Here is a 24,297-nt window from a genome sequence, read left to right as displayed (position 1 = left end):
AAACAATTCATAAAAAAAACTTTTTTCAAAAAAACTTTTTATGAAAATTTTTATCATCCACTAGATTTATTAAAACTAAATAACAGATATAATTTTTATTTTGCTTGGCAAGGAACTTTTAAAGCTAAAATTTTAAATCAATACAATCTTCGTTTCACACATGGAATTTATCATGAAGATCATGATTTTGGAACTATATTGTTTTGTTTGGCTAATAGAATGTTTTATATTAAAAACAATTATGGTTATATCTATAGAAGTAATCCTGATTCGATAACATCGACACAAAAAAAATCTACTTTTCCAAAGAAAATACCAAAATTTTTACTGCCAATAAAACATCATTTTAAAACATATAAATCTTTAAGGATGTATTATAAAGTTTATTCTTTTAGCATTATAGCTCTTCAAATTTATAATTTTATAAATCGAAGTGAACACAAAGGCGATATTTTTTTGCAAAATATGATTTATGAATACTGTGATTTGTTTAAAACTTCTTTAAAAATTGATCCTTTACATCTATTAGATATTTATAAAAAAATGAAATTAAATAAAAATAAACTATTTTTTAGATGTATAAAAAAATTAAAAAGACATCCGAAGCATATTTTTCACTTGATTAACTATTTTTTGTATTAATTATCTCCAAGTTGTTTTTTTATTTTTTATAGTTTCAAGATAAATTTGATGATTAATTTCAAGCATATTTTTGCTATTTTCTTCATGGTAAATATGATAAGCTAGAGCGTTAAATTTAAGCCTTTTAAATACTCCGTCATTAAATAAAAATCTGGCTACAAACTCGCTATCTTCCCTACCCCAACCTATAAATTTTTCATTAAATCCCTCAATGGCTTCAAAATCACTTTTATAAAAACTCATATTGCAACCTCTTATACCTTTAATGAGCTGTGATTTTTTAAAAATTTTCTTAGTTAATTTTGAAAATTTATATATACATTTAGCTAAAAAAATATTTCTTTGGTTTTTAAAACCCTTTTTGTTAAATGCCAAACTAAAATCATTTTTGCTTAAAAGTTCTTTGCTTTCTTTTTCATTTAAAATCACCCTAGAACCTTGCAAAAATACTTTTTTTTGTGCAAATTTCAAATGATCATTAATGAAGTTTTTTTCTAAAATCATATCTCCATCTATGACGATTATATATTCACTGTTGGAAGCTTCAATAGCTTTATTTCTAATCTCGCTTAGTCTAAACCCCTCATCTTCTTGCCAAATATGCTCTAACTTACATGGAAAATCTTTTCGATAAGCTTGTATAAGTTTAGCCGTATCTTCCCTGCTTCCATCATCAGCTATTAAAACCTCATCTGGTAAAGGCTCTAAGTTTTTAACGCTATCAAGCACTAAAGCAAGCCTTTCTTTTTGATTATAGGTTGTGATGATTAAAGCACAAGTTTTTGGCTTTTGCTTTTTTAACTCATATAATTTCATATATTTAAAAAAAGCTCCAAGGCCATTACAAGCACTTATGATAAAGCCTTTATAACCATAAAAAATTCCCTTTTTTAAAACATAATTTCTAAAAAAAGTCCAAATTCCTCTTAATAATGCTTTGCAAACACTACTTTCTTTATGTAAATTTTGCAAAGCCCAAAGCTTAGAGTATTTTTGAAGCTTATCTAACAAACTATCGATATCATCAAAAGCAAAATGCCTCAAACCATTTTGCAACTTAATCTTTTTACTATCTTCATGTAAAATCAAACTCTCATGCACTAAATTTTCATTAAAATTGGTATGGGTTTTATTAAACACACGCATTACATAATCAGGCCACCACCCACAAGCTTTAATCCACTCTCCATTGTATAAATTTTCTCTTGGTAAAGCTATGATATCTTCCTTATTAGGCTCAATTTGCCCTAATTCTTGTAAAAATTCTTTCTTAGCAAGCTCATCTGCGTCAATATTAAAAATCCAATCATTACTAGCATAACTTATGGCTAAATTTTTCAAAGGTCCAAAACCTATAAATTTATGCTGATAAATCTTGATATTTTTATAGTTTTTACTAAATTCATAAGCAATTTTCAAAGTATCATCATTACTATCATTTTCTATTAAAACGATCTCACCAAATTCTTGCAAAGATTCCAAGCAAGCTTTTAAAGTTTTTTGAGCATTTTTAACAATCATTATCACACTAATTTGCTTTAAATCCATTTTATATCCTATAAATACAACTCATGATTGTATCTTTTAAATCTCTTATGAAAGAAAAAATACTCATCAGGTTTAAAATTAATCATCTCTTCACAACACTTTGCTTGATACTTAGTAAGCTCTTCTATACTTGCCTTGCTTGCATCTAAAGCCTTAAAAGTTTTTACAAAAAATTTCTCATCTTTTTGATACACAAAACAAGGTAAAATCATAGCATTTGTTTTTTTAGCAAGCACACTTGCACCTGCTATAAAATTTACTTCTTGATTAAAATATTGTATTTTTACACTTTCACTATCCACCGCATCTTGATCGGTTAAAATTCCAAGTGATCTACCTTCTTTTAAGGCTTTTAGCATTTTTTTAAGCCCGCCCTTTTTTTCTATAAGCTCTATGTTAAATTGCGTGCGATTTTTACTTAAAATTTTATCCATTATCACACTATCAAGCGCTCTTCCAACTATGGAAATCCCTTGAAATTTAGCTCCAAAAGATAAAGCCAAAAGTTCCCAGTTACCATAATGAGCCGTAGTTACAATCAAGGGTCTTTTACTTTGCATTATATTTAAAATTTGCTCCTCATCATCAAAGCAAATTTTATTGATGATTTCTTCTTTGCTTGCATTTTGATTTTTGATAAAATCAATCCCAAATTTAGCAAAATTTTTATAGATATTAAAGCTAGTTTCATCGCGCCATTTTTGATCTTTTTCAGGAAAGCAAATTTTTAAGTTTGTATCAATGATTTTGCGGTGTTTGTGATTAAACCTATAAGTGATCAAAGCAACCAAATTTGCAAAAGAACTTAAAAGCTTTGAAGGTAAAATCTTCACAAGAGCTTTTAATATATAAAAAAGGCTTAGATATACATAATTTATCATTTTTTTAAAAGCTCGCAAGCAAGTTTAAAAATATCTTTTTCATCGATATTTTGTATGCAAAAATCACTTTTATCTATATGCTTTGAATGCAGTATTTTTTTACCTGCATTGATTGTTTTATTAATATTTGTTTCATAAGTATTTCTTTGACTAGGAGTAGCACCAAAAATCGTTATAGAAGGCTTGTTTAGTGCAAAGGCTAAATGAGTAGGCCCACTATCATTTCCGATAATTAGATCGCTTGCCTTAGTTAAAGCACAAAGCTCACTTAAGCTTAATTTTGGCGCAAGTTCTATTTTCAAATGTTTTAAATTTAAAACTATATCTTTAGCAAAATTAAACTCATTAACATTACCCCAACCAAGCATGATTTTTGCACTAGTAAAATACTCCAAAAGCATTCTACAAAGTAGTATCAAACGCTCTTTTGGATAAATTTTATTAGGCATAGATGAGCCTACATGTATGAGTATATTTGGCGCACTTTCACCTAAAGAAAGTCTTTGCTCTAAGCTTTCTTTTAACTCATCATCTACGCTAAAACAACTTTGTTTTAACTCTATATCGCTATGATCAAAATGCTCATTTAACACATAAGCTACCAAAGAAAGATTACGCACGATAATATTTTCTTCATAATTACACGCAAATTTATGTGTATAAAAATTACTCGCAAAGCCCTCTTTTATGCTTTCTTGATCAAAACCAAAAGTATTAGCACATAAAAATTTACTCACTAAAGCAGATTTAATCAAACCTTGCAGATCAATCACAACATCATATTTGTTTTGTCTAGCTTCAAAAAGCATAGCAAAAACTTCTTTGAATTTTCTATCTTTTAAAGGCAGGGCATAAACTTCATTGATCATTGGATGATCTTGAAATAATCCTGCAAATCTTGCATCTACAAACCAATCAATACTCGCCTTAGGATAATGCTTTTTAATAAATTGCAAAACAATTACAGCATGGATGATATCTCCAAGTGCGGATAACTTAACCAAACCTATTTTCATATGCTACTTTATTTTTAAATTTTCTGTTATGATTTTAACAAAGATTTTTTTAAAAAAAGGTTTATCATGCAAGAATATATTTGCGTTTTTGATTGTGAAAGCATTCCTGATATAGAATTGATAAAACATCTTTATGATTTTAATGGTGATGATTTAAGCATTAGCAAGCAAGCCTTAGAAAAACAAAAAGAAGAAAGTGGAAGTGAATTTTTACCCCTGCCTTTTCATAAAGTTGTAAGCATTTGTGCAGTAATTGCAGATAAATTTGGAAATTTCATCAAAGTCAATAAAATCAAAGGCGAAAATGAAAAGCAAATGCTAGAAGAGTTTTTTAACTTCATAGACAAACACCAACCCCGCCTTGTAAGTTTTAATGGTAAAAGCTATGACATGCCTTTGCTTGTTATAAGAGCATTAAAATACAATATCAACGCAAGTGCTTATTTAGACGCAAGCGATAAATGGAATAATTATAAAAGTAAATTTGTAGAAAATAAACATTGTGATTTATTAGAATCTTTAGGAAGTTTTGGTCAAAAAGGCTTAAGACTTGACACGCTTTGTGCTATGGCGGGACTTCCTGGAAAATATGATGTACATGGAAATGAAGTATTAGAACTTTTTTATCAAAACAAATTAGAAAAAATTCACGAGTATTGCGAGAGTGATGTGTTAAACACCTATATGCTATTTTTAAAATACGAACTCATCAAAGGCAATTTAACCCAAGAAGATTATCTTAATATTTTAGAAAATTTCAAAGAAGAGCTTTTGCAAAAACATAGCGATAAAACCTATCAAAAGCCATTTTTAGAAGCCATAGAAAAAGAAAAGAGCAAGTTTTAAATTAATTAAGAAAAGTATATTAAAATAACTATTATTAAATATCACAAAAAGGATAAAAATGAAAATTTTAATCACCGGTGGCGCAGGATACATAGGCTCTCATACTTTAAAACAATTTTTAGAAACAAATCATGAAATTTGTGTATTAGATAATCTTTCAAAAGGTAGCAAAAAAAGTTTAGATGAACTTTCTAAAATCAGACCTTTTAAGTTTTTTGAGCAAGATTTAAGCGATTATGCTGGGATTAAAAAACTTTTCAAAGAAGAAAAATTTGATGCAATTGTGCATTTTGCAGCTAGTATTGAAGTTCTTGAAAGTATGGAAAATCCTTTAAAATATTATATGAACAATACCGCAAACACAAGTAATCTAATCCAAACTTGTTTAGAAACAGGTGTGAAAAAATTCATTTTTTCTTCAACCGCAGCTACTTATGGAGAACCACAAACTCCTATTGTAGATGAGCAAAGTCCATTAGCACCGATTAATCCTTATGGACAAAGCAAACTAATGAGTGAAAAAGTCTTACAAGATGCTAATATGGCTAATCCTGAATTTAAATACTGCATTTTAAGATACTTCAATGTAGCAGGTGCTTGCATGAGTTATCCTATAGGTCAACGCTATCCAAAAGCTACTTTACTTATCAAGGTTGCTGCTGAAGTAGCCACAGGAAAAAGAGAAAAACTTTATATTTTTGGCGATGATTATAACACCAAAGATGGTACTTGCATTAGAGATTTTATCCATGTTGATGATATTTCAAGTGCACATTTAGCTGCTTTAGAATACCTAGAAAACAATGAAAGTAATATTTTCAATGTAGGATATGGACACGGTTTTAGTGTAAAAGAAGTTATTGAAACCATGAAAAAAGTAAGTGGAGTAGATTTCACAGTAGAACTTGCACCAAAAAGAGCTGGGGATCCTTCTGTGCTTATTTCAAATGCGGATAAAATCAAAACTCTAACTAATTGGAAACCAAAATATGATGATTTAGAATTAATCTGTAAAAGTGCTTATGAGTGGGAAAAACAGTGTTAAAAAAACTTTTTTTCATACTCAATACTCATGATAAGAAATTTTTATTTGCTTTACTAATTTTTTCTATTTTTATAGGATTTATAGAAAGCTTTGCTATTTCTTTGATCATGCCTTTTGTATCGGTAGCGAGTAATTTTGAGCTTTTAGAAAAAAGCTCCTATTTTCAACCTATATATGAGTATTTAAACTTACCAAGTTATAAGATTATTGCTTATTTTGGCTGTATATTAATCGCCTTTTATATTTTTAGAGCCTTTTTAAATGCCTTTTATTTTCATTTGCTTGCGCGTTTTTCTAAAGGGCGTTACCACAGCCTTGCTTGTCGTATTTTTGATAAATACCTACACCTTGAATATGAAAATTTTACTAACAAAAATCAATCAGAACTTTTAAAAACTATTACTCAAGAAGTATTTCATTTAAGCACTTTAATTAGTGCATTTTTACTTATGTTAAGTGAAAGTTTTGTGGTGTTTTTACTTTATACTTTATTGCTAATTATCAACTATAAAATCACCCTAGCTTTAAGTGCTTTTTTACTTTTAAATGCTTTTATTTTGATTAAAATCCTCTCACCCTTGGTAAAAAAAGCTTCCATAGCTAGAGAAGAGGCGATGAAAAATTATTTTGAAATTTTAAATGCAAATTTAAACAACCTTAAAATCATCAAACTCAAAACCAAAGAGCAAAGCACACAAAAGCTTTATGAAATTCAAAGTGGGCTTTTTGCCAAAGCAAACATTAGCAATGAAAGCATGTCAAGCATTCCCAGAATTTACCTTGAAGGTATAGGTTTTTGTATGCTTTGTTTTATCGTGGTGTATTTAGTTTTAAGATATGAAAGTGATATCTCATCTATCTTAGCAACTATTACTATTTTCGTAGTAGCTCTTTATAGGCTTATGCCAAGTGCTAATCGTATCATCACAAGTTACAATGAAATCACATATTATAAAAACTCTTTAGATATTATTTATAATATGCTCAATGAAAAAGAAGAAAAACTAGGCGATGAAAGTATTGAATTTAAAGAAAAAATCGTTTTGAAAAATCTTTTCTTTGCTTATAAGGGTAAGAAAAATTTATTTAAAAATTTAAATTTTGAGCTTAAGAAAAATGAAAAAATCGCTTTTATAGGTAAAAGTGGAAGTGGTAAAAGTACTTTAGTTGATCTTATTATAGGGCTTTTAAAACCAAGCGATGGAGCTATTTTTGTAGATGGAATTAAACTTGATGAGAGCAATATAAAAAGTTTTAGAAGTAAAATTGGCTACATACCTCAACAAATTTATCTTTTTAATGATTCTATTGCTAAAAATATTAGCTTTGGAGAAGAAGTGGATGAAGCACTTTTGTATAAGGTAATCAAACAAGCTAATCTTGAAAGCTTTGTAAATTCACTTGAAGATGGAGTGCATACTAAGGTGGGTGATTCAGGTTCGTTTTTAAGTGGAGGTCAAAGACAAAGAATAGCCATAGCAAGAGCGCTTTATCAACAACCTGAAATTTTAGTTTTAGATGAAGCAACTAGCGCTCTTGATCAAGAAAGTGAAGCAAAAATCATGGAAGAAATCTATAAAATTTCAAAAGATAAAACCCTCATCATCATAGCCCATAGGCTCTCAACTATACAAGGTTGCGATAGAGTATTTGAAGTAAAACATGGACATTTAAAGGAACAAGTATGAAAATCACTTTCATCATAGCTACTTTAAATTCAGGTGGTGCTGAAAGAGTATTGGTCACTTTAGCTAATGAGCTTTGCAAAAATCATGAAATAAATATTATTAAATTTCACAAAGAAGACTCTTTTTACAAGCTTGATCCAAAAATCAAACTTTTTACCCTAGAGCAGTTTGACTTTTCCACTCTTTATAATAAAATGGCCTCACGCATTAAAAAATTCAAAGCCTTAAAACAAGCACTTAAAGATCATCAAAGCGATGTTTTTATCTCATTTTTAGATACCACTAACATCGCTTGCATTTGGGCAAATAAAGGTTCTAATACACCTTTAATTATTAGCGAGCATAGCTCTTATACTTATTTAAAATCTAAAATTTGGAAGTTTTTACGCCGTATAAGTTTTCCTCATGCAAATGCTCTAACCGTGCTAAGTAATGATGATAAAAATTATTATGAAAATTTTGTTAAAAAAGTTATCAATATGCCAAATCCTTGTCATTTTAGCCCCATTAAAGAAAATTTAGAAAAAGAAAATAATGTCATTTTCGTAGGCAGACTTGATCATAATAAAAATGCTTCTATGTTTTTAAAAGCCATAGCAAGGCTAGATACAAATTTACAAAAACAATACAATTTTTTCATAGCAGGCGATGGAGAATTAAGACAAGATTTAGAACAAGAAGCTAAGAATTTAAATATCAAAGTTAATTTTCTAGGTAAAGTTGAAAATATGCAAGAGCTTTATAAAAAAGCAAAAATAATCTGCCTTTGCTCTTTCATAGAAGGCTTGCCAACAGTTTTACTTGAAAGTTTATATTATCAAGTAGCGCGCATTAGCACTAAATACACAAGCGGCCATAAAGATTTAATTGATGATGGAAAAGATGGATTTTTAGTAGATTTAGATGATGAGAAGGCTTTAAGCGAGAAACTCACGCTTTTAATGCAAGATGAAAATTTAAGAAAAACACTAGCGCTTAATGCACAGCAGCGATGTAAAGATTATGAAGTGGTCAATGTAGCACAAAAATGGATTGATTTGATCAAAGAAGTAAGGGTTTAACATGAAAAAACTAGCAATTTTTATTTATTCTTTAGGAAGTGGTGGTGCTGAAAGGGTTGTATCTACGCTATTGCCTGTATTAAATTTAAAATATGAAGTGCATTTGATTTTAATGAATGACAAAATATCCTATGATATTCCTGAGGTTAATATCCACTACCTTGAAAAATCAAATCCAAGCGAAAGTAACTTAGCTAAATTTTTAAAACTACCCTTGCTAGCTATGAAATACAAAAAGCTTTGTGAAGATTTAAAAATCAATTTACAATTTGTATTATTAAATAGACCTAATTATATTGCGTTAATGGCAAAATCCCTAGGACTTAAATCAACCCTTATTATCAATGAATGCACCACTCCAAGTGTGATTTATAAACATAATAATCTAAATTCTTTTATTAATAAATTTCTTATTAAAAAACTTTATAACAAAGCAGATTTAATCTTAGCAAATTCTATAGGAAACAAAGAAGATTTAATACAAAATTTCAATATAGAGGCTAAAAAATGCGATATTTTATACAATGCCATAGATTTAGAAAACATTATAGAAAAATCTAAAGAAAAAATAGACTTTAAAGATCCTTTTATATTAAGTGTTGGTAGGCTTGATCATGGTAAAAATCATGCTATGCTTATAAGAGCTTATGCAAAAGTTAAAACTGATTTAAAATTAGTCATTTTAGGCGAGGGTATTTTAAAAGATGAGCTTTTAGCTTTAATAGAAACTTTAAATTTAAAAGACAAGGTCTTTTTACTAGGTTTTGATAAAAATCCTTATAAATACATGAGCAAATGTGATTTTTTTGCTTTTGCCTCAAGTTTTGAAGGCTTTTCTAATGTTTTAATCGAATGTCTAGCTTGTAATACTGCCGTGCTTTGCACTGATCATAAAAGTGGCGCAAGGGAGTTATTTTTAGATGATGAGTTTGGACTTTTAGTAAAAGTAGATGATGAAAAAGCCATGCAAGAAGGCTTAGAAAAAATGTGCAATGATGAAGCATTAAAAGCTTCATATAGACAAAAGGCTTTTTTGCGTGCAAAAGAATTTGATAAAATTAGCATAGCAAAGCAATTATTTGAATTTTTCAACAAGGCATAAAATGAAACTACACCAAAATTTCACTGATAATAATTCTATCAAATATACCTGTATTTTAATCCTTATAGCCTTTGCTTTTAGTGTTTTGTGTAGGTTATACTGGGTGGCTTGGGCAAGTGAGTTTTATGAGTTTTTCTTTAACGATCAACTCATGATTACTACTAATGATGGCTATGCTTTTGCAGAAGGTGCAAGAGATATGATAGCAGGTTTTCATCAACCTAATGACTTATCTTATTTTGGAAGCTCACTTTCTACTTTGACTTATTGGCTTTATAGTATTTTGCCTTTTAGCTTTGAAAGTATTATTTTATATATGAGTACTTTTTTTGCTTCTTTGATTGTTGTGCCTATTATATTAATCGCAAGAGAGTATAAACTCACTACCTATGGCTTTATAGCAGCCTTGCTTGGAAGCATTGCAAATAGTTATTATAACCGCACTATGAGTGGGTATTATGATACTGATATGCTAGTATTAGTTTTACCAATGCTTATTTTGCTTACCTTTATACGCTTAACTATTAATAAAGACATTTTCACCCTACTTTTGAGTCCAATTTTCATCATGATTTATTTGTGGTGGTATCCATCAAGTTATTCTTTAAATTTTGCTATGATAGGACTTTTTGGACTTTATACTTTAGTATTTCATAGAAAAGAAAAGATTTTTTATCTAGCTATTGCTTTGATGATCATAGCTTTAAGTATGCTAGCATGGCAATATAAACTTGCTTTGATTGTATTATTATTTGCTATTTTTGCTTTTAAAGAAGAAAAAATTAATTTTTATATGATTTGGGCTTTGATTTTTATTAGCATTTCGATTTTACATTTAAGTGGTGGCTTAGATCCTGTTTTATATCAACTTAAATTTTATGTTTTCAAAGCTTCTGATGTACAAAATTTAAAAGATGCTGCTTTTATGTATTTTAATGTTAATGAAACTATTATGGAAGTAAATACTATCGATCCTGAAGTATTTATGCAAAGAATTAGCTCTAGTGTTTTAGTATTTATCCTTTCTTTTATAGGTTTTATCTTACTTTGTAAAGATCATAAAAGCATGCTTTTAGCTCTACCTATGCTTGCACTAGGTTTTATGGCTTTAAGAGCTGGACTTAGATTTACTATTTATGCAGTTCCTGTGATGGCTTTGGGTTTTGGGTATTTTTTATATGCATTTTTTAATTTTTTAGAAAAAAAACAAATCAAACTTAGTCTAAGAAATAAAAATATCTTGCTCATACTCATTGCATTTTTTAGTATAAGCCCTGCTTTGATGCATATTTATTATTATAAATCCTCTACTGTTTTTACTTCTTATGAAGCTAGTATTTTAAATGATTTAAAAAATAAAGCTCAAAGAGAAGATTATGTCGTTGCTTGGTGGGATTATGGTTACCCAATACGCTATTATAGCGATGTAAAAACCTTAATCGATGGTGGAAAACACTTAGGAAAAGATAATTTTTTCTCATCTTTTGTCTTAAGTAAAGAACAAATTCCAGCAGCTAACATGGCAAGACTTAGCGTAGAATACACTGAAAAATCTTTCAAAGAAAACTATCCTGATGTTTTAAAAGCTATGGTTAAAGATTATAACCAAACAAGTGCTAAAGATTTTTTAGAAAGTTTAAATGATAAAAATTTTAAATTTGATACCAATAAAACTAGAGATGTATATATTTATATGCCTTATAGAATGTTGCGTATCATGCCTGTAGTGGCACAATTTGCAAATACAAATCCTGACAATGGAGAGCAAGAAAAAAGTTTATTTTTCTCCCAAGCTAACGCCATAGCTCAAGATAAAACTACAGGTTCTGTTATGCTTGATAATGGAGTAGAAATTATTAATGATTTTAGAGCCTTAAAAGTAGAAGGTGCAAGTATACCTTTAAAAGCTTTTGTGGATATAGAATCCATCACTAATGGCAAATTTTATTACAATGAAATTGATTCAAAAGCTCAAATTTATTTGCTCTTTTTAAGAGAATACAAAAGCTTTGTGATTTTAGATGAAAGTCTTTATAATAGTGCTTATATACAAATGTTTTTATTAAATCAATATGATCAAGATTTATTTGAACAAGTCACTAATGATGCAAGAGCAAAAGTTTATAGGCTAAAAAGATGAAAATAGGAATTTTAACCCACAGTGCAATGAGTGTGTATTATTTTCGTCTTGCACTCATTAGGGCTTTAGAAAAAAATAATCATGAAGTTATAGTCATCACTCCAAAAGATGATTTTGCTATTAAATTACAAGAGCTAGGCTATAAGGTTTGCTTTTATGATTTAGCTAGATCAAGTGTTAATCCTTTGATTGTTTTTAAAAATCTACTTAGTTTAAAAAATACACTCAAAAGTTTAAATTTAGATCTTTTACAAACAAGCGCTCACAAAAGCAATACAACAGGTATCATAGCAGCTAAAATGGCGGGCATTAAATACACTTTTGGTTTAGTTGAGGGCTTAGGAAGTTTTTATATAGATGATGATTTTAAAAGCAAATTAGTAAGAATGAGCATTAATTTACTTTATAAAATTTCTTTTAAACTTGCTAATGGTTTTATTTTTGTCAATGAAAGCAATGCTTTATTTATGAAAAATTTAGGCTTAAAAGAAGAAAAAATCAAAATCATCAAATCCGTAGGACTAAATTTAAAACAATTTTTACCTTTAAAAATTAGCACAGAAGAAAAACAAGCTTTTTTAAAAGAACACAATATGCCTGATAAACCTATCGTTTTAATGATCTCAAGAGCGCTTTGGCATAAAGGCATTAAAGAATTTTATGAAGCAAGTCAAATTTTAAAAGATAAGGCAAATTTTGTTTTAGTGGGTGGAAGAGATGATAATAAATCTTGTGCACCATTAGAATTTTTAAACTCAAATGATGTTTTTTATCTTGGCGCAAGAAGTGATATTGCACATTTATTAAATTTATGCGATATTTTTGTTTTACCAAGCTATAAAGAAGGCTATCCAAGAACGGTTTTAGAAGCACAAGCTTGTAAAAAAGCGTGCGTGGTAAGTGATGCTGAGGGTTGCATTGAGGCAGTGGATAATGCCATAGATGGTTTAATTTGTAAATGCAAAGATAGTAAAGATTTAGCCGAAAAAATCGCAGTTTTACTAGAAGATGAAAAACTAAAAAATACTTTAGCACAAAATGCTTTTCTTAGAGCGCAAAATTATGATGAAAATATCATAGCTTTGAAATATCTTGATTTTTATAGGGGTTTTATAAATGTATAAAAATGGTTTAAAGCGTGTTTTTGACTTTTTTTTGGCTTTGATTTTATTGATTATTTTTTTACCCTTTATAGTGCTTATTGGCATTGTTTTAAAAATTGTTCAAGGAAGTGTGCTTTTTAAACAAGCAAGACCAGGATTAAATGAAAAAATTTTTTATATTTATAAATTTAAAACCATGAGTGATGAAACCGATGAAAATGGAGAATTACTTCCTGATGAATTACGCTTAAAGCCTTTTGGTAAGCTAGTTAGAAGCTTGAGCTTAGATGAATTACCACAGCTTTTTAATGTATTAAAAGGCGATATGAGCTTCATAGGCCCAAGACCTTTACTTGTAGAATACTTGCCCTTATACAATCAAGAGCAAAAAAAACGCCACGATGTAAGACCAGGCATTACAGGTTGGGCGCAAATCAATGGACGCAATGCTATTTCTTGGGAGCAAAAATTTAAATATGATGTAGAATATGTGCAAAATTGCTCTTTTTTATTTGATCTTAAAATCTTTTTTATGACCATTATTAAAGTTTTAAAAAGAAGTGGGGTTAATAAAGAAGGAGTAGCTACAACGGATAAATTCAATGGACACAACTAAAAGTATTTATATATATGGTTCTAGTGGGCATGGTTTAGTCTGTGCTGATGTAGCTAGAAATTTAGGGTATGAAAAAATCATCTTTTTAGATGATAATAAAGGCTTAAAATATCACTCCAATTTAGAAAAACACGATATGTTTATTGCTATTGGCGCAAACTCTATTAGAGAAAAACTTTTCAAAAAAGCAAAAGATGATGGATTTAGATTAGTTAATTTGATACACAAAAGTGCTATTATTAGCCCAAGTGCTTTTTTAGATGATGAGGGTATTTTAATCATGCCAAATGTCGTAGTTAATGCTAAAGCTAGCATAGCAAAAGGTGTGATTTTAAATACTGCTTGTGTGATTGAGCATGAGTGTTTTGTAGATGAGTTTAGCCATATTAGCGTTGGAGCTAAACTAACAGGAAATGTAAAAATAGGAAAGCGTTGTTTTTTGGGAGTTAATTCAAGCGTTATTCCTTGTATGAGTTTAAATGATGATATAACCTTAGGCGCAGGAGCAGTTGTGGTTAAAAACTTAACTTCTAAAGGCATTTATGCTGGAGTTCCTGCTAAGATAATAAAGGAGGTAAAATGAGATTTTTTCTATCAGCACCACATATGAGTGGAAAAGAATTAGAATACATACATAAAGCTTTTGAAAGTAATTATATAGCACCTTTGGGCGAGTTTGTTAATGCCTTAGAACAAAGCATTAAAGATTATACAAAAAGCTCTAATGCACTTGCTCTAAATGCAGCCACTGCAGCTATTCATCTAGCTTTGAGAGTTTTGGGCATCAAAGAAGGCGATGTGGTTTTAGCTTCAAGTTTTACTTTCATAGCTTCAGTAGCACCTATTTCTTACATGAATGCTACGCCTGTGTTTATTGATTGTGATGAAACTTATAATTTAGATGTAAATTTATTAAAAAAAGCCATCAAAGAAAGTCCTAAAAAGCCAAAAGCTCTTATTTTAACACACCTTTATGGTAATGCTTCTAAAATGGATGAGATTGTCCAAATTTGTAAAGAAAATGAGATTTTTTTAATCGAAGATGCTGCTGAAGCTTTGGGAAGTTTTTACAAAAATAAAGCTTTAGGTACTTTTGGGGATTTTGGAGTATATTCTTTTAATGGTAATAAAATCATCACAACAGGTGGTGGCGGTATGCTTGTGAGTGAAAATCATGCTAATCTTGAAAAAGCAAGATTTTATAGCACTCAAGCTAGAGAAAATTGTCTTCATTATGAGCATAAAGAATATGGTTATAATTATAGAATGAGCAATATCTTAGGTGCAATCGGTACTGCTCAAATGGAAGTTTTAGAAGAAAGAGTAAGTAAAAAGCGTGAAATTTATAGCTGGTATAAAGAATTTTTAAGTGGCACCTTTACTTTTTTAAATGAACTTGAAAATACCAAGTCAAATCGCTGGCTAAGCACTGCTTTACTTGATTTTGATTTAAATAAACTTAATACTTATGAAAAACATTGTATATGTGAAAATAAAAATGTTCAAATTCAAGATAAAATTTTAAAAATCATACAAGTTTTAAAAGATAATAAAATCGAAAGTCGTCCGCTTTGGAAACCAATGCATTTACAAGAACTTTACAAAGGTTGCGATGCTTACTTAAATGGCAATAGTGAGTTTTTCTTTAGCAATGGAATTTGCCTTCCAAGCGCAACTACTATGAGCAAAGCTGATGTAGAGGAAGTTTCTACTTTAATCTTAAACACCTTAAAGGACTAAGATGGATTACAAAAGCAAACGCTTAGGTTTTTTCCTAGGCGCTGATATTTTACTTTTTGTTATAAGTATTTATTTGTCTTTTTCTTTACGCTTTAGTGCAGACATTCCAAGTGAATTTTATGAAGGTATGTTTAAAAGTGCTGTGATTTTGATTTTACTTAAAATCATTTTTCTAGCTTTTTTTAGAATTTATCAAGTTGCTTGGAGATTTTTCTCACTTAATGAGGCACGTAAATTAGTCATCGCTTTAGCTTTGGCTGAACTTGTATTTTTAGCAATTTATTATTTTTATGATGATTTTTTTAATCCTTTTCCAAGAAGCGTTATAGGAATAGACTTTGTTTTATCTTGTATGCTAATTGGAAGTTTGCGTATAAGCAAAAGAATGATAGTTGATTTTAGAAAACCAAAATACAACGAAGAACATCCTTGTATAGTAGTTGGTGCCACTTCAAAGGCTTTGCATTTATTAAAAGGAGCCAAAGAAGGGAGCTTAGGACTTTTTCCTGTAGCCGTGGTAGATGAGCGTAAAAATTTAATAGGTACTTATTGTGATAAATTTATAGTTGAAGAAAAAGAAGCCATTAGAAAATATACCGCTGAAGGTATTCATACTGCTATCATTGCTTTAAAACTTGAGCAAGAAGAACTCAAAAAGCTTTTTGATGAGCTTATTGCTTATGGGATTAATGATATAAAACTTTTTTCTTTTACACAAAATGAAGCAAGAGATATAAGCATCGAAGATTTATTAGCGCGTAAACCAAAAGATTTGGATAATGCTTGCGTGATTGATTTTATCAAAGATAAGGTAGTTTTAGTTAGTGGGGCTGGTGGGACTATAGGAAGCGAGCTTTGTAAACAATGCATTAAATTTGGCGCAAAACACTTAATCATGCTTGATCATAGCGAGTATAATTTATATAAAATCAATGAAGAATTAAGCTTGCATAAAGAAAAAATTGAACCTATTATGATGAGTATATTAGACAAAGAAGCGTTAGAAAAACTTTTACAAGAAAAAAATATAGATTTGATTTTACATGCAGCAGCCTATAAACACGTGCCTTTGTGTGAGCAAAATCCACATTCAGCTATTTTAAATAATATCATAGGTACTAAAAATTTAATCGATCTTGCAAAAACTTACAAGGTTGCTAAATTTGTTATGATAAGCACTGATAAAGCTGTAAGACCAACTAATATCATGGGTTGTACAAAAAGAATTTGTGAGCTTTATGCGCTAAGTTCAAGTTGTGAAAATTTTGAAGTAGCTTGTGTGCGTTTTGGTAATGTTTTAGGCTCAAGTGGAAGTGTCATACCTAAATTTAAAGCTCAAATTGCAGCTAATGAACCACTTACTCTTACTCATCCTGATATAGTGCGTTATTTTATGCTAGTAGATGAGGCTGTGCAGCTTGTTTTACAAGCTGCAGCTATTGCCAAAGGTGGGGAGTTATTTGTACTTGATATGGGTGAGCCTGTTAAAATCATGGATTTAGCTAAAAAAATGCTTTTACTTTCTAATAAAAAGTTAGAAATTAAAATCACTGGACTTAGAAAAGGTGAAAAACTTTACGAAGAGCTTTTAATCCATGAAGATGATTTGAAAACTCAATATGAAAGTATATTTGTTACCACTAGTGAAATTAAAGATTTAAAAATTTTAAATCAAGAAATAGAAAGATTACTCCAAAGCACAGATCCTGCAAAAGTTTTAAAGGAAATTGTGCCTGAGTTTAATCATAACAAAAACGGAGAGTAATTAAATTCTAATTTTATTTTTAAATGGTATAATATAAACTTTTAATTGATTAATAAAAATAAAAACGATACAATTACACTTTTATGTAATTACATCAAGACAAAGGAAAAAAAGTGAAGTTATTAGTAGTTGATGATAGTTCTACCATGAGAAGAATAATCAAAAACACTCTTGTAAGATTAGGCCACAAAGATGTTTTAGAAGCTGAACATGGAGTTGAAGCTTGGGATTTGCTTTCACAAAATGATGACATAAAAATTTTAATTACTGACTGGAATATGCCTGAAATGAACGGCTTAGAATTAGTAAAAAAAGTAAGAGCGGAAGAAAAATATGCTGATATGCCTATTATCATGGTAACTACAGAAGGTGGTAAGGCAGAAGTTATCACAGCTTTAAAAGCAGGTGTAAATAACTATATTGTAAAACCTTTTACACCTCAAGTATTAAAAGAAAAACTTGAAGATGTTTTAGGAACAAACGAAGGCTGATTATAAGTTTTTATGCAAACACATTATTACGAACTTTTTTTTCAAACAGATAAGGAATATTTAGATTTATTCCTTGATCTTGTTTTTTCTCTAGATATAGATGCCATAGAAGAAAAGAATGATGGCGTTTATATACGATCAGAAGAAGATATAAAACTCATTCAAATAGCCTTGCAAAGCTTTCATCAAAAATTATGTGAAAAATTTAACACTAAGATTTATTTTCATTCTACTTTAGAAAAAAAAGAAAATAAAAACTGGATAGAAGAGTATAAAAAAGGCATACAAGCTTTAACCATTGACAATATCCACATTCACACGACTTGGCAAGAAGCTATACAAGATAAAATCAATATCATTATAGACCCTGCCCTAGCTTTTGGCTCAGGACATCATGAAAGCACTTACACTTGTATAGAATTTTTACAAAAATACACAGATGATTCTAAATTTTGCTTAGATGTAGGCTGTGGAAGTGGGATTTTAAGTATCATCATGGCAAAGCTTGGAGCTAAAGTGCAAGCTTGTGATACAGACGAGCTAGCTGTAGTTGCAAGCAAAGAAAATGCAAAATTAAATCGAGTCAGCTTTGATGATATTTGGGTAGGTTCTATTAATAAAAGCTTACATAAATATGATATAGTTGTAGCAAATATCATTGCTGATATTTTAATCATACTAGAAAAAGATCTTAAAGAAAAAACCAAAGAAGGTGGAATTTTAATCTTATCTGGTATTTTAAACAAATATGAAGAAAGAATTAAAGATAAATTCAAAGATTTGACTTTGTTAGAATGTAAACACAAAGGAGAGTGGTTGAGTTTAGCTTACAAAAAGGAAACAAAATAATGAATAAAAAACCAAACGAACCAAAAGATAATCCAAACAATAATAGCTTTTTCAATAAAAACCCTATTTTTATTTTCGCTATTTTTGCCATTGTGATGATTCTTTTATTTAAAGGATTTTCAGATGATGGTAGCATGGGTATTATGGGCGGAGAAAATACTAAAAAAGTTACTTATTCTGAATTAAAAACTTTAATTGAAAACAATCAAATTGCCCAAGTTAACATAGGTCAAACTACCATAAAAGCAGTGTCTAAAGCAGGAAATATGGTATATATTACTAAAAAAGTTCCAAATGATGCTACTTTTGTGCCTTTGCTTGATTCAAAAGGCGTTTCTTATGGAGCTTTTAACGAGAGTAATTGGTTTATAGATATCTTACTTTCTTGGGTTTTACCGGTATTTATTTTCTTTGGTATATGGATGTTTTTAGCTTCTCGTATGCAAAAAAATATGGGCGGATCTATACTTGGTATAGGAAGCTCTAAAAAGCTTGTAAATTCAGAAAAACCAAAAGTTAAATTCAATGATGTCGCAGGTGTTGAGGAAGCAAAAGAAGAAGTTAAAGAAATAGTTGATTTTCTAAAATATCCTGAAAGATATATCAATCTTGGAGCAAAAATTCCAAAAGGACTTTTGCTTGTAGGTCCTCCAGGTACAGGTAAAACTTTACTTGCAAAAGCAGTAGCAGGCGAAGCTGATGTGCCATTTTTTAGCGTATCAGGTTCATCTTTTATAGAAATGTTTGTGGGTGTTGGTGCTAGTAGGGTTAGAGATTTATTTGAAAATGCTAAAAAAGAAGCTCCAGCTATTGTATTTATAGATGAAATTGATGCTATAGGTAAATCACGTGCTGCAAGTGGCATGATGGGTGGAAACGATGAAAGAGAGCAAACTTTAAATCAACTTCTAGCAGAAATGGATGGCTTTGGTACTGAAAGCTCACCGGTAATCGTACTAGCAGCGACAAACCGTCCTGAAGTACTTGATGCAGCGTTACTTAGACCAGGACGTTTTGATAGACAAGTTTTAGTAGATAAGCCTGATTTTAAAGGCAGATGTGATATTTTAAAAGTTCATATGAAAGATGTTAAAATTTCACCTGAAGTAAAAGTAGAAGATATCGCAAGATTAACAGCAGGTCTTGCGGGTGCTGATTTAGCAAATATCATTAACGAAGCAGCTTTACTTGCAGGTAGGGATTCTAAAAAACATGTAGAACAAAAAGACTTAGTTGAAGCAGTAGAAAGAGCTATAGCAGGACTTGAGAAAAAATCACGTAGAATTAATGATAAAGAGAAAAAAATCGTAACTTATCATGAATGTGGCCATGCTTTAATCGCTGAAACCACAAAAGGTGCTAAAAAAGTAAGTAAAGTTTCTGTTATACCGCGTGGTTTAGCAGCTTTAGGATATACGCTTAACACCCCTGAAGAAAATAAATTTTTAATGCAAAAACATGAACTTTTAGCTGAAGTTGATGTGCTTTTAGGTGGGCGTGCAGCTGAAGAAATTTTCATTAAAGAAATTTCAACTGGTGCAAGCAATGACCTTGAACGTGCAACTGACATCATAAAAGCTATGATTTCTATGTATGGTATGAGTGAAATCGCAGGTTTAATGGTGCTTGAAAAACAAAGAAATACTTTCTTAAGTGGTGGACAAACTATCAAAGATTATTCTGATAAAATGGCTCAAGATTTAGATGAGTATGTGAAGAAAACCTTAGATGAACGCTATGCGGGTGTAAAAGAAATTTTAAAAACTTATAGCGGTGCTATAGAAGTAATGGTACAAGCACTTTATGAAGAAGAAACTATTGATGGTGCTAAAGTAAGAGAGATTATTAAAAACTATGAAGAAGAAAACAATCTTCCAACGCGCTTAGAAGAAAAAGAGCAAGAAGTTACTAAGGATAACTAATGAAAACAAATTTTATTGCAAAGGCTGGCTGGAATTTACTTATAATTCTAGCTATAGTTTTTGCAATAGCTCAATTTATATGGGGATTTTCTTGGCTTTTATGGTGTATTTTTATACTTTTTGCTTGCCTTTTTAGAGCTAGTAAAATCGATTATATAGCAGATCCAAATACTATCATAGCTCCCATAGAAGGAAAAATAAAATGCATTAAAACAAGCTCATATAAAGAGCTTGGCGAATGCATAGAAGTGCAAATTATAAACAATATCATCCATCAAGGCAGCATCATAGCTCCACTTAATATGGATATAGAAGAAACTAGACCAAGACACGGACTTTTTTTATGTCCATTTATGAAAAATACAAATTTAATGGGCGAAAGAATGCTATTTTTAGCACGCTCTAAAGGCAAACAATGGGCATTACGCATCATTTTTGGCGCCTTAAATAGAAAAGTTCATATTGATGATTTTGGTCATCATTTAAACCATGGACAAAATATAGGTTTTATGTTTGATGGCAGTGTGAGTTTATTGCTTCCAAAAGATACTAGAATTTGCGTAAATGAAAACGATAAAGTACGCATTGGTGCATTGATAGGGTATTTAAATCCATGAATTTTAAACTAATTTATATTTTACCTAATCTTTTTACAGCTGCTTCCATATTTTTAGGCATTATTTCAGTGATTGCTTCTATTAATCAAAATTTTGATAAAGCATTAATTTATATCATTTTATCATTAATTTGTGATGGTTTAGATGGACGCGTTGCAAGAGCTACTAATTCTACTTCTAAATTTGGAGTTGAGTTTGACTCACTAGCAGATTTAATAGCCTTTGGCGTTGCACCTGCTATGCTTTTTTATATGAGTATAGGTTATGAATATGATCGTTTTGGCTCCTTAATAGCTGGTTTATTTGTAGTTTTTGGCGCTATACGCTTAGCAAGATTTAATGTCACCACAGGTACTTATGAACCTTCAGTTTTTATAGGACTTCCTATACCAACAGCTGCAGTTGTAAGTGCTTTATGGGTAAGTGCTTATTTATATTATGATTTTTTACGTGATTTTTCTTTGATGATAGTATGTATTCAAATGCTTTTAGCTTTTTTAATGGTAAGCAATATAAGATATCCAAGTTTTAAAAAAATTGATTTAAAACGAGCAAATGTTTTAAAAGTATTAATCCTTTTAGTAATCTTATTTTCCATGCTTTATTTGTATTTTTTAGAAAGTGCGTTAATCGTCGCAAGCTTATATGTACTTTATGGAATCATTCGAAGCTTTTTTACTCTAGCTCGTAAATTTAAAAAAGATTAAAATTTTATTTTCACTTCACTTTTTAATAATATACTTCTCGTTATTTTCAAAAAGGAGTAAAAATGAATAAAAACAAATTATTCAGACAAATTCACATTTACATTAGCTTATTTTTCTTACCACTAGCATTTTTATATGCTGTTACTGGTTTTGCTTATATAGCTGGTTTTGATGGGGAAAGTGGAGCTAAAATTCAAACTCAAAAAGTTCAAGCTATTATCCAAGAAGGCGCTGAAGCTGAATTTTTAATTGATTTTTTAAAGAAAAATAACTTAAAACTTCCTTCATCTTTGGAACCAAAACTTAACAAAAAAGGCGATGGCATAGAGCTTGGCACTATAAACTATACTGCAAGTATTGTCAAAATAGATGAAAATAATTATGAAATTATCACAAAAGAAAGAAGTTTACTTGGAAATATGATTTTACTTCACAAAGATAAAGGTATGTGGTATTTTTCTGTTCTTGGGCTAGCTTTTGCACTTGCTATGATAATCCTTTATATTTCAGGACTTTTAATCACTATCATAGCTATACGCAAAGATAGAGGCAAACAAATCGCAGTTTTAGGTGCCGGTTTTGTTATAACTTTAATTATAGCTTATCTTAGTGTATAAATTTAAGGTATATCTTATAATCAATAAGATATACTTTCCCTTTTAATACGGACAGATGGGTGAGTGGCTGAAACCACACCCCTGCTAAGGGTGCAGATCTTAACGGGTCTCGAGGGTTCAAATCCCTCTCTGTCCGCCACCTTATAAAATCCATTTCCTTTCATCTATTTTAATAGTTTTTATTGCTATAATTAATACTATCAAACTTAATAAATCTAAAGGCAAGCTTCACATACTATGCAAATTTATGCTTCTATTGATTTGAAATCTTTTTACGCTTCAGCTGAATGTGTTTTAAGAAATCTAGATCCTTTAACAACTAATCTCATTGTAGCAGATAAATCAAGAACAGATAAAACCATCATACTAGCAGTTTCACCTGCACTAAAAACTTACAATATACCTGGTAGATTAAGGCTTTTTGAGTTTAAACAAAAAATCCACTCAATCAACCAAGAAAGATTAAAACAAACTCAAAAACACTGCTTTAAAGCTAAAAGTTTTGATACATTAGAACTTAAAAATGATTTAAATTTAGAACTAGATTACATCATCGCCAAGCCCAGAATGGCTACTTATATAGAATTTAGCACAAAAATATACAGCATTTATTTGAAGTATTTTGATGCTAAAGATATTCATATATACTCTATTGATGAAGTTTTTATTGATCTTAGTTCTTATCTTGAAAAATACAAACTATCAGCTTATGAGCTACTTACTAAGGTTTTACTTGATATTTCACACACAAGTAAAATCACCGCAACAGCAGGCATAGGTACAAATTTATACTTAGCTAAAATTGCTATGGATATACTTGCTAAAAGACAAAAAGTAGATGAAAATGGCTTGCTTATAGCCTTTTTAGATGAAAAATTATACAGATATAAATTATGGCAACATAAACCTTTAAAAGATTTTTGGCGTATAGGTAAAGGCATTGTCTTAAAACTTGCAAATTTAAACATTCATACTATGGGAGATCTTGCAAGATTTTCTTTAAAACACGAAGCTTTGCTTTATAAACACTTTGGTATCAATGCTGAATTATTAATCGATCATGCATGGGGTATTGAAACTTGCACGATGAAAGATATTAAAAACTACAAATCGCAAAATCACTCTAAAGTCATGGCTAAGGTTTTGCCTTTTGCATATGATAATAATCAAACAATAAAAGTTTTAAAAGAACTTGTTGATCATTTAGTACTTGAACTTATACAAAATAACCTTAAAACAAACCATATCACGCTAGATATACAATATGATAAAAGCAATTTAGAAAATTCAAGTTTTTTTGATTCTTACAAAGGAGCTATTACTAAAGATAATTATGGAAGAACTATACCTAAAAATGCTCACGGAAGTATGAATTTAGAAAATTTTACCCATTCTTTAAAAATCATCAATAAAAAAGCCTTAGAACTTTTTTGCAAAATCAGCGATAAAAACTTAAGCATTAGAAAAATCAACCTAAGTTTAAATAATATCACAGATAAAGCACAAGAAAATTTCCAAGAATTAAATTTATTTAGTGATTTTAATGCAATTTTACAAGAAAAAAATCAACTTGAAAAAGAAGAAAAGCTCCAAAAAGCAAGACTTCAAATCATGCAAAAATTTGGTAAAAAAGCTATTTTAAAAGCTTCAAGCTTGGATGATGAGACTAAAGAAATTACTTCTTTAATAGGAGGTCATAATGCATGATGATTATAAAGATATAATAAATATAAAATATCAAAAATCAAAACAATTCCCACCAATGCCAAGAGAAAAAAGAGCGGCGCAATTTGCCCCATTTTCAGTGCTAAATGGTTTTAGCAAAGCGATTTTAAAAACACAAAAAGATATGGAAAAAGCATTAGAAAATAGCAAATATCAAGAAGAAAGCTAAGGTCTTC

22 protein-coding genes, 1 tRNA gene and 1 pseudogene are annotated in these 24,297 nt (G+C 29.8%); 21 read left to right on the top strand and 3 right to left on the bottom strand.

From position 1 onward, the window contains the following. Positions 1 to 642 (top strand): annotated as a pseudogene (locus CAMP5082_RS06025) (hypothetical protein); the annotation flags it as partial. Here CAMP5082_RS06025 and CAMP5082_RS06020 read toward each other — a convergent pair. From CAMP5082_RS06020 to waaC, 3 genes are read right to left on the bottom strand one after another with little or no spacing between them, the layout of a single operon-like run. Then, positions 643 to 2,190 (bottom strand): glycosyltransferase family 2 protein, encoded by a 1,548-nt coding sequence (locus CAMP5082_RS06020; RefSeq protein WP_337206199.1) that lies wholly within the window; start codon positions 2,188 to 2,190, stop codon positions 643 to 645. It lies immediately after the preceding pseudogene. 8 nt (positions 2,191 to 2,198) lie between these two features. After that, complete coding sequence (locus tag CAMP5082_RS06015; RefSeq protein WP_337206198.1) at positions 2,199 to 3,071, bottom strand: lipid A biosynthesis lauroyl acyltransferase; 873 nt, start codon at positions 3,069 to 3,071, stop codon at positions 2,199 to 2,201. Beyond that, positions 3,068 to 4,087, bottom strand: a complete 1,020-nt coding sequence (waaC, locus tag CAMP5082_RS06010) for a lipopolysaccharide heptosyltransferase I (protein WP_337206197.1) — start codon at positions 4,085 to 4,087, stop codon at positions 3,068 to 3,070. Before waaC ends, CAMP5082_RS06015 begins: the two co-directional genes overlap by 4 nt. A gap of 66 nt (positions 4,088 to 4,153) precedes the next feature. On the opposite strand from waaC, the gene CAMP5082_RS06005 reads away from it, so the two are divergent. The 20 genes from CAMP5082_RS06005 (at position 4,154) to CAMP5082_RS05910 (ending at position 24,290) form a co-directional block, all read left to right on the top strand. Continuing rightward, positions 4,154 to 4,933 carry a 3'-5' exonuclease gene (locus CAMP5082_RS06005; RefSeq protein WP_337206196.1) on the top strand — a complete coding sequence of 260 codons (780 nt, stop codon included), beginning with the start codon at positions 4,154 to 4,156 and terminating at the stop codon, positions 4,931 to 4,933. A gap of 58 nt (positions 4,934 to 4,991) precedes the next feature. Then, positions 4,992 to 5,978, top strand: a complete 987-nt coding sequence (galE, locus tag CAMP5082_RS06000; RefSeq protein WP_337206195.1) for a UDP-glucose 4-epimerase GalE — start codon at positions 4,992 to 4,994, stop codon at positions 5,976 to 5,978. Then, positions 5,972 to 7,666, top strand: coding sequence for a BC-type lipopolysaccharide transporter PglK (pglK, locus tag CAMP5082_RS05995; RefSeq protein WP_337206194.1), 1,695 nt, complete (start codon positions 5,972 to 5,974; stop codon positions 7,664 to 7,666). Before galE ends, pglK begins: the two co-directional genes overlap by 7 nt. After that, entirely contained in the window at positions 7,663 to 8,727 is a 1,065-nt protein-coding gene (pglH, locus tag CAMP5082_RS05990) for a GalNAc-alpha-(1->4)-GalNAc-alpha-(1->3)-diNAcBac-PP-undecaprenol alpha-1,4-N-acetyl-D-galactosaminyltransferase (protein ID WP_337206193.1), read from the top strand. Before pglK ends, pglH begins: the two co-directional genes overlap by 4 nt. 1 nt (position 8,728) lies before the next feature. Continuing rightward, a complete protein-coding gene (gene pglJ, locus CAMP5082_RS05985) occupies positions 8,729 to 9,829 on the top strand; it encodes an N-acetylgalactosamine-N,N'-diacetylbacillosaminyl-diphospho-undecaprenol 4-alpha-N-acetylgalactosaminyltransferase (RefSeq protein WP_263668096.1) in 1,101 nt (366 codons plus the stop codon). 1 nt (position 9,830) lies between these two features. After that, positions 9,831 to 11,969: an undecaprenyl-diphosphooligosaccharide--protein glycotransferase gene (pglB, locus tag CAMP5082_RS05980; protein ID WP_337206192.1), complete on the top strand. Its 2,139-nt coding sequence runs from the start codon at positions 9,831 to 9,833 to the stop codon at positions 11,967 to 11,969. Continuing rightward, on the top strand, positions 11,966 to 13,093 hold the full coding sequence (pglA, locus tag CAMP5082_RS05975; RefSeq protein WP_337206191.1) for a N,N'-diacetylbacillosaminyl-diphospho-undecaprenol alpha-1,3-N-acetylgalactosaminyltransferase: 1,128 nt from the start codon (positions 11,966 to 11,968) through the stop codon (positions 13,091 to 13,093). Before pglB ends, pglA begins: the two co-directional genes overlap by 4 nt. Next, positions 13,086 to 13,688: an undecaprenyl phosphate N,N'-diacetylbacillosamine 1-phosphate transferase gene (gene pglC, locus CAMP5082_RS05970; RefSeq protein WP_039626890.1), complete on the top strand. Its 603-nt coding sequence runs from the start codon at positions 13,086 to 13,088 to the stop codon at positions 13,686 to 13,688. The genes pglA and pglC overlap by 8 nt, the downstream gene beginning before the upstream one ends. Next, positions 13,675 to 14,271, top strand: coding sequence for a UDP-N-acetylbacillosamine N-acetyltransferase (gene pglD / locus CAMP5082_RS05965; RefSeq protein WP_337206190.1), 597 nt, complete (start codon positions 13,675 to 13,677; stop codon positions 14,269 to 14,271). Before pglC ends, pglD begins: the two co-directional genes overlap by 14 nt. Beyond that, complete coding sequence (gene pglE / locus CAMP5082_RS05960; protein ID WP_337206189.1) at positions 14,268 to 15,428, top strand: UDP-N-acetylbacillosamine transaminase; 1,161 nt, start codon at positions 14,268 to 14,270, stop codon at positions 15,426 to 15,428. Before pglD ends, pglE begins: the two co-directional genes overlap by 4 nt. Before the next feature lies 1 nt (position 15,429). Beyond that, the gene (gene pglF, locus CAMP5082_RS05955; RefSeq protein ID WP_263663429.1) at positions 15,430 to 17,193 is read left to right on the top strand and encodes a UDP-N-acetylglucosamine 4,6-dehydratase (configuration-retaining); all 1,764 of its coding nucleotides are present in this window, start codon (positions 15,430 to 15,432) and stop codon (positions 17,191 to 17,193) included. Between the two features lie 113 nt (positions 17,194 to 17,306). Continuing rightward, positions 17,307 to 17,684 (top strand): chemotaxis response regulator CheY, encoded by a 378-nt coding sequence (locus CAMP5082_RS05950; protein WP_039619063.1) that lies wholly within the window; start codon positions 17,307 to 17,309, stop codon positions 17,682 to 17,684. A gap of 12 nt (positions 17,685 to 17,696) precedes the next feature. Then, entirely contained in the window at positions 17,697 to 18,533 is an 837-nt protein-coding gene (locus CAMP5082_RS05945) for a 50S ribosomal protein L11 methyltransferase (RefSeq protein WP_337206188.1), read from the top strand. Beyond that, positions 18,533 to 20,455: an ATP-dependent zinc metalloprotease FtsH gene (gene ftsH / locus CAMP5082_RS05940; RefSeq protein WP_263663426.1), complete on the top strand. Its 1,923-nt coding sequence runs from the start codon at positions 18,533 to 18,535 to the stop codon at positions 20,453 to 20,455. Before CAMP5082_RS05945 ends, ftsH begins: the two co-directional genes overlap by 1 nt. Continuing rightward, positions 20,455 to 21,072, top strand: coding sequence for a phosphatidylserine decarboxylase (locus CAMP5082_RS05935; protein WP_263702245.1), 618 nt, complete (start codon positions 20,455 to 20,457; stop codon positions 21,070 to 21,072). Before ftsH ends, CAMP5082_RS05935 begins: the two co-directional genes overlap by 1 nt. After that, positions 21,069 to 21,779: a CDP-diacylglycerol--serine O-phosphatidyltransferase gene (gene pssA, locus CAMP5082_RS05930; RefSeq protein ID WP_257399294.1), complete on the top strand. Its 711-nt coding sequence runs from the start codon at positions 21,069 to 21,071 to the stop codon at positions 21,777 to 21,779. The genes CAMP5082_RS05935 and pssA overlap by 4 nt, the downstream gene beginning before the upstream one ends. A gap of 62 nt (positions 21,780 to 21,841) precedes the next feature. Next, positions 21,842 to 22,396, top strand: coding sequence for a PepSY-associated TM helix domain-containing protein (locus CAMP5082_RS05925; RefSeq protein WP_263682382.1), 555 nt, complete (start codon positions 21,842 to 21,844; stop codon positions 22,394 to 22,396). Between the two features lie 49 nt (positions 22,397 to 22,445). Further along, positions 22,446 to 22,535 (top strand) — tRNA-Ser (locus tag CAMP5082_RS05920). 98 nt (positions 22,536 to 22,633) lie between these two features. Continuing rightward, positions 22,634 to 24,103: a Y-family DNA polymerase gene (locus CAMP5082_RS05915; protein WP_337206187.1), complete on the top strand. Its 1,470-nt coding sequence runs from the start codon at positions 22,634 to 22,636 to the stop codon at positions 24,101 to 24,103. Then, positions 24,096 to 24,290 (top strand): hypothetical protein, encoded by a 195-nt coding sequence (locus CAMP5082_RS05910; RefSeq protein ID WP_257904784.1) that lies wholly within the window; start codon positions 24,096 to 24,098, stop codon positions 24,288 to 24,290. Before CAMP5082_RS05915 ends, CAMP5082_RS05910 begins: the two co-directional genes overlap by 8 nt. The last annotated feature ends 7 nt before the right edge of the window (positions 24,291 to 24,297 follow it).

This window comes from Campylobacter sp. LMG 17559 (assembly GCF_024723605.1).
Classification (GTDB): domain Bacteria; phylum Campylobacterota; class Campylobacteria; order Campylobacterales; family Campylobacteraceae; genus Campylobacter_D.
The sequence above is the reverse complement of the archived record's forward strand: the minus strand, read 5'-3'. Positions and strand labels throughout refer to the sequence as shown.